Source organism: Erysipelothrix aquatica, assembly GCF_009828775.2.
GTDB lineage: Bacteria > Bacillota_I > Bacilli_A > Erysipelotrichales > Erysipelotrichaceae > Erysipelothrix > Erysipelothrix aquatica.
This window is the reverse complement of sequence record NZ_WTSY02000026.1, coordinates 23,674-29,933: the sequence shown is the minus strand read 5'-3', so window position 1 is coordinate 29,933 and position 6,260 is coordinate 23,674. Positions and strand designations below refer to the sequence as shown.

Annotated in this window: 7 protein-coding genes; all 7 read left to right on the top strand. The window is 37.6% G+C overall.

Annotation, left to right across the window (positions count from 1 at the left end; genetic code table 11):
* Positions 1–18 precede the first annotated feature (18 nt).
* Positions 19–708 carry a winged helix-turn-helix domain-containing protein gene (locus tag GVV20_RS07805; protein ID WP_159637972.1) on the top strand — a complete coding sequence of 230 codons (690 nt, stop codon included), beginning with the start codon at positions 19–21 and terminating at the stop codon, positions 706–708.
* A gap of 157 nt (positions 709–865) precedes the next feature.
* On the top strand, positions 866–1,378 hold the full coding sequence (locus GVV20_RS07800) for a YceD family protein (RefSeq protein WP_159637970.1): 513 nt from the start codon (positions 866–868) through the stop codon (positions 1,376–1,378).
* A 14-nt stretch (positions 1,379–1,392) separates the two neighbouring features.
* Positions 1,393–1,539, top strand: coding sequence for a 50S ribosomal protein L32 (gene rpmF, locus GVV20_RS07795; RefSeq protein WP_159637968.1), 147 nt, complete (start codon positions 1,393–1,395; stop codon positions 1,537–1,539).
* Positions 1,540–1,602: 63 nt separating this feature from the next.
* On the top strand, positions 1,603–2,991 hold the full coding sequence (locus tag GVV20_RS07790; RefSeq protein ID WP_159812820.1) for an LCP family protein: 1,389 nt from the start codon (positions 1,603–1,605) through the stop codon (positions 2,989–2,991).
* A complete protein-coding gene (locus GVV20_RS07785) occupies positions 2,991–3,704 on the top strand; it encodes a CBS domain-containing protein (RefSeq protein WP_159740819.1) in 714 nt (237 codons plus the stop codon). Before GVV20_RS07790 ends, GVV20_RS07785 begins: the two co-directional genes overlap by 1 nt.
* A 58-nt stretch (positions 3,705–3,762) precedes the next feature.
* On the top strand, positions 3,763–4,647 hold the full coding sequence (gene murB / locus GVV20_RS07780; RefSeq protein WP_159740818.1) for a UDP-N-acetylmuramate dehydrogenase: 885 nt from the start codon (positions 3,763–3,765) through the stop codon (positions 4,645–4,647).
* A gap of 13 nt (positions 4,648–4,660) precedes the next feature.
* Positions 4,661–6,193, top strand: coding sequence for a murein biosynthesis integral membrane protein MurJ (gene murJ / locus GVV20_RS07775; RefSeq protein ID WP_159740817.1), 1,533 nt, complete (start codon positions 4,661–4,663; stop codon positions 6,191–6,193).
* Positions 6,194–6,260: the final 67 nt, after the last annotated feature.

Sequence of the window (6,260 nt, the reverse complement as noted above, 5' to 3'; positions counted from 1 at the left end):
AAATCAGGGGGGTATTCTATGATTACAATTATAAGTGAGGACGTCTTTAAAAGCCATGAGCTTCGAGACGCTTTAACGGGCATAAAATCCATCGTTGATGTGGTAACGCCATTAGAGGCATTGACACAAAACTATGGAGATATTTGCTTTGTTATGGATGCGCATATGGAACGATTCAACTGGATTGATTATTATGAGATTTTGAAATTTCAAAATAAGAACTCTGCGATTGTATTGTTGCATGATGATGGTGATGAAACGGAGCTAGAAATCATTCAACGTGATATTCGATTCCATACACATCGCGATGCTAACATTGATTTGATTAAAGCCTATGTACTGAAAGCTGTAACAGAATGTGATTCATTGAAAAAGACACGTAACTCTGGCTATGAGCCAATTCGTTATTTGGATAATGATTTAGAAATAAATAACCTGACCAATACAATACAACGTGGCAAACAAATGGTTTCATTAACCGCGATTGAAAAAGAAATTCTCTTGTTGCTTATCGATGCGAAAGAGAATATTGTAACACGTCAAGAAGTTATGGAAACACTCTATCCAGAAAAGCGTGATGATGAGAGTGTGAACCACCGTTTCGTTGATGTTCACATTAAAAACATTCGTGACAAACTCGGCCGTGATTCAATTCGAACCGTTCGTGGTCGTGGCTATTTTATTAACTTGAATGCAATTTTAGGATAATTCTCTGTTCAAAATACATTGAAACTAATTTAAAAAAAGAACAGATTACAATAAATAAATTAATAATCAGAAGAAAGCACCAAATCAGTCACAATTCGTTTGACAAGATAGGTGCTTTTCTCTATAATTAAGTAGCGTTAAAAAAGTAGGTGAGAGTATGATTTTTGTTAGAAATGATTTGGACAAGCTAACGTCACAACGTATCGATTTGGATGAGGCTGTGGAATTAGACCCAACACGACTTAAAGAAAACCCTCGTCTCTTAGGTTTACGTGATATCTTCGCAGTAGGTCATGGTTATTATGACAGCCACTCTTCAAGACTGATTTTAGATCTTCGGGTTGAGGGGATCATGACAGTGCCTTGTGCGATAACATTACGTCCATTTGATATTGAATTCTCAGTTCGTGTGGATGATATGTTTAGTTTTGATCCATTAGGACCAGAAGACGAAGGTATAGAAGAAGTTGAAGGGGAAACACTTGATTTGTCTCCATATTTTATGGATGCAATCTTTGCTGAAGTGCCACTGAAAGCAGTTCACCCGGATTTGGAAACATATCCTGAAGGTGATGGCTGGGTAGTGATGACTGAAGAAGATTATATAAACGAAAAAAGTCAAGAAATTGATCCTAGACTCGCGAAATTGAAAGATTTCAAGTTTGATTAAACGGAGGTGAAAACATGGCAGTTCCAAAAAGACGTACTTCTAAGGCTCGCAAAAACAGCCGTCGTACACATTACAAATTACCTAGAGTAACTCTAGCTAAAGACCCACAAACAGGTGAGTGGAAAGTACCTCATCGTGTTGACCGTAAAGAGGTTAAATAATAAAAATAGTCTTGGATAACAAGACTTTTTTTATGTGATTTTGTGGGAAAAGGAAGTGACAGGATGAAAAACAAAACGGTAAAACCTTATGCAACAATCTTCATCGTCATAGCGAGTGCCATCTTAGTGATGTCACTTTTAAGTATGCGATTCTTACCGATGCAGTATCGATTGATACTAATCTTTGCGTGTGGGGCACTTTCAATGTTAGTTTTACTCTTAACAAAAAAATCAATCTGGCGATATACCTTAGGTGTCTCTATGTTGATTATTGCTTTTGGGTTTGTGTTGGGACAACAATTTGTTGATAATCTATCCGATGCTAAAGACTATGAAGTCTTGGAATTTGTGGTAGTGCGTCGTAATGACGTTGTTGATGCAGATACAATAAATAAAGTTGGCTATTACGGTCATTTTACTAAAGAGACGTTAGCGGACGTTAAAAAAAATAACGAACAAGTTGCTAAAGCAGAATTAATCCATTACGGAGATACCAACCAATTAGTCGATGATCTTAAGTCTGAAAAAATCGATGGTATTTTATCTCAAAGCAACGTTTTACAAGATATTATGTTCTTTGAAACAGATTTCGAATCATGGGCTCATGTATCTGAGAAAATTGTTTTTCAAGTAGCACGTCCAGAGATTGTAAAACCTGTTGATGTTACGAAGGAACCTTTCACAGTATTGATAAGTGGTGTTGATCTCTATGGTGATGTAGTGACTCGATCACGAAGTGACATGAATATGATTGTTGCAGTTAATCCAGCAACTCAGTCATTGTTGAGTGTAAGCCTACCACGTGATACTTATGTACCGCTTGGGTGTGAGGATGGATCGCTCGATAAACTTACACACGCAGGACTTTATGGAATCTCATGTACTGTTAAAACTGTTGAAAACCTTGTGGACCAGCCGATTAATTATTTTGTCCGAATAAACTTTACAGGATTAGTAGATATCATTGATATTCTAGGTGGTGTAGATGTTTACTCAGATAATGAGTTTACGACTGATTCAGGAATGCATATCAAAAAAGGTATGAATACCTTGGATGGCACGCAGGCATTAGAATTTGCACGTGAGCGTTATAATATCGAATCAGGTGATCTTGCGCGGGTAGCGAATCATCAAGCCTTACTAAAAGGAATTATTACGAGGATTTCGTCATCTGAACACATGATGAAAATTCCACAATTGAGTCGATACTTCAAAGATATGGTCGATACCAATTTAACAGAGGACGACATATCAAAATTACTGTCACAACACTTATCTCAAAACAACAGTTGGACCATCCATGAGGCAATACTTGGCGGAACCGGCGACATGCAAGAGGTTTATTCGTTACCATCAGATTACAAGTATTATGTTTACTGGCCAAATGCTGAAAGTTTGCAAGAAATTCGACGTCAAATTGATGATATAATGACAGTAAGTGAGGAGTCATAATGGATACCAAAAATTCTGAAAAATTTATTGATGCATTTGTAACGATTGAAATGTTCTTGAAAGACTATTTGGGCAGCCCAAATGTTGGGTTTTCGCAAATGGTTCATATGGCCGCACCGAAACATCCGGTATTTGGAACCTATAAAAACGAGCTGACTGAGTTCGGCCAGCTTCGGAATGCCATCGTTCATAATCGTGCAGGGAAAAACGAAGCAATTGCTGAGCCTCATGATTCTGTAATTGCGACAATGGAATTGATTATCAAAGCTTTGAAGTCACCTCGTCGTATTCGCGATGTCTTTCCGATGAATCGTGTGTTTGTTGCGGAAGGAACCGAATCGTTCTCGGAGATTTTAAAAATTCAACGTAAGCAAAACTATTCAGCTGTACCTGTTTATCGGGATAACCGGTATGTTGGTTTATTGCACACGCGCCTTTATCAAATGTTCTTAGAACAAAATGCTGACGCTACGTTAGACCTTAAACAATATACTGTGAACGATATCCTCAAGTACTACGAAAAAGACTCGCGAGTTATTTTTGTCAGTGGTGAGACAACATTGTATGATGTGTTAAAGATCTTTAATCGGATGCATGAAAAGGGGCAATCTATGATTGCAATGATTATTACCGAACAAGGATTTGTGAACGAAAAACCGATTGGAATTATCACGGTAGCAGATGTGCCGAAAATTCTATCAGAACTTGAATAATGACCCCTAAAAATGATAGACTTTAGGTTGATGACTACACGTTAAAAAAGGAGTTTGTATGACTGAATACTTCGTAATGAGAGATGCGTCTTTGAAACGCTTCAATACACTAAGATTAGATGTTAAAGCTGATACGATTGTAATGCCGCACACGATCAATGGATTCGTGCAAGCATTGCGAGCATTTAAAGATAAAAAAATTGTAATTATTGGAAATGGATCAAATATGATGTTTGATCAAGATTATTTTGATGACAGCACGGTATTTATTATCACATCGATGATAAACGATATCGAACTCAATGATGGAGAAATCGTCGTTGAAGCTGGGACACGTCTCAATCGTCTCGCATGGTTCTCATGTGAACAATCTATAGGAGGCTATGAATTCTGTGAAGATATTCCTGGCACCATGGGTGGTGCATTGATTATGAATGCCGGACAATGGCAGTATGCTATTGGCCAATATGTAAACTGGATTGAAGTGTATAACTATGAGACAGATCAGGTGGAACGTATTGAGCCGGATGAAGCATTCTTTGCTTATCGCTATTCACGACTCACACAAATGCCCGTCTTCATGTTGCGAGCAGGGCTTAGTGCTCCTGAAGGCGATTATAACGAATCCCTTGAGAAGATGCTTTACTACCGTCATGAACGTTACGTTAAACAACCGCGTAATTTCGCAAATGCTGGAAGTGTGTTTAAACGTCCAAAAGACAAAGATGGAAACTCACTCTTCGTATGGAAATTGTTCGATGGTGTCAATCTTCGTGGCTTTACATCTGGGGGAGCAATGGTATCAGAAAAACACCCAGGATTTATTGTTAACACTGGAAACGCAACGGTTGCGGATATGAAAGCTGTTATCAATGAATGCATAACACGAGTTAAAGATACGTATGATGTCCAACTTGAATTAGAATGGCGCGTAATCCGCTAAGGAAGTAGAAACTATGAAAAAAATGACCGTTGTCGTTATGTTCATAACCATACTTTCAAAAGTATTGGGATTTATACGAGACATAACGCTTAGTTCTAACTTTGGATTTGGTGCAGTTTCAGATTCATTCACACTTGCTATTACCATTCCAAATAGTGTGCTTTCAATCATTGGAGCAGTCTTGGTAACGGGAATTATCCCGATGCTAACTCGAATTCTTAATGAAGACGAAGATCGCGCGAACCGATTCACAAGTAATATCTTAAATATCATGTTGCTATTCTGTATGGTCATGATGGTCTTGATGTTTGTATTACCTGAATTTGTAATTTTCTTATTTGCTTCAAATTTAAGTCATGAAGCGATGTTGTATGCCGTACCATTCTTACGAGTTATCGCCTTTGGAATCTTCTCGATTGCCATAGTTCAACTCGGAAGTGGATATCTAAACGTCAAGAAAAACTTTATTATCCCTGCATTGGTGACAATTCCATCAAACGTAATTGTTATTGTTGCGATTATTATTGCAAATAAAAGTGGGAATACGCTCTTACTTGCATATGGACAACTTGCTGCATTAATTTTCCAAGCTGCAGTCATATTCATTTATATGAAAAAGATGGGCTTCGATTATCGTGCGGTGATTGACTTAAATGATAAAGATTTACGCTTGATGGTTACATTAGCATTACCGTTACTCTTATCGGCTGTCTTAGGTCAATTAAACGATATTATTATGAAAAATTTTGCGACAGTCCTTGTGCCTGTCGGTGGATACAGTTATATGTCTTACGCTACAAAGCTAATCGGATTTGTATCAGGGATATTCATTACTGCGATTCTTAATGTATCCTATCCAACGATTGCTCAAAATGTTGTAAATAATGATAACAAACGTCTTAACAAATCAATCAACGATGCAATCTTAATGATTTTCGTGTTTGTAACACCAGCTGTTGTTGGGTTTATTACATTAGCACGTCCTATCATTGAATTTGTCTTCTTGAGTGGTGAAGTAACTGCAGCCGATGTAAATATCATCGTTCCAATCTTTGTTGCAGATGCACTGGTGCTTCTTGCAATGGGTATGCGCGAATTACTCTTTAGAATTCACTATGCATATCATGACATGAAGTCACCGGTACGCAATACCGTCTTTGTAACGATTGTCTTTATCATTGGGCTTATTATTTTCCCATTCTTATTTGGAAAACTAGGACATCCACTTGCTGGACTCTCGTTCTCCTATTCTGTAGCTGCACTAATTGCAGTTGTACCACTCTTCAAGAGTGCTAAGAAACTGATAGGAAAAACATACTTTAAATATATCGTTAAAGACATGACCAAGATTCTGTTATCTGCTTTAGTGATGGGAGTGTTCCTCTTGTTAGTGAAAGGACCACTACTAAGTGTGATGCCAGGTCGAATTGGAACATTGGTTGCGATTGCTGGTGCAGGAATTGTTTACATTGTTGCATTAATTGCACTTCGTACTCGTTTTGCGCTTTCACTTCTATCAAGTGTTCTCTTTAAAGAAACTAATTAATACACGAATTTAAGACTTAAGGACTTTCCTTGAGTCTTTTCTTTTGCTAGTATTAATAGGAAAAGGG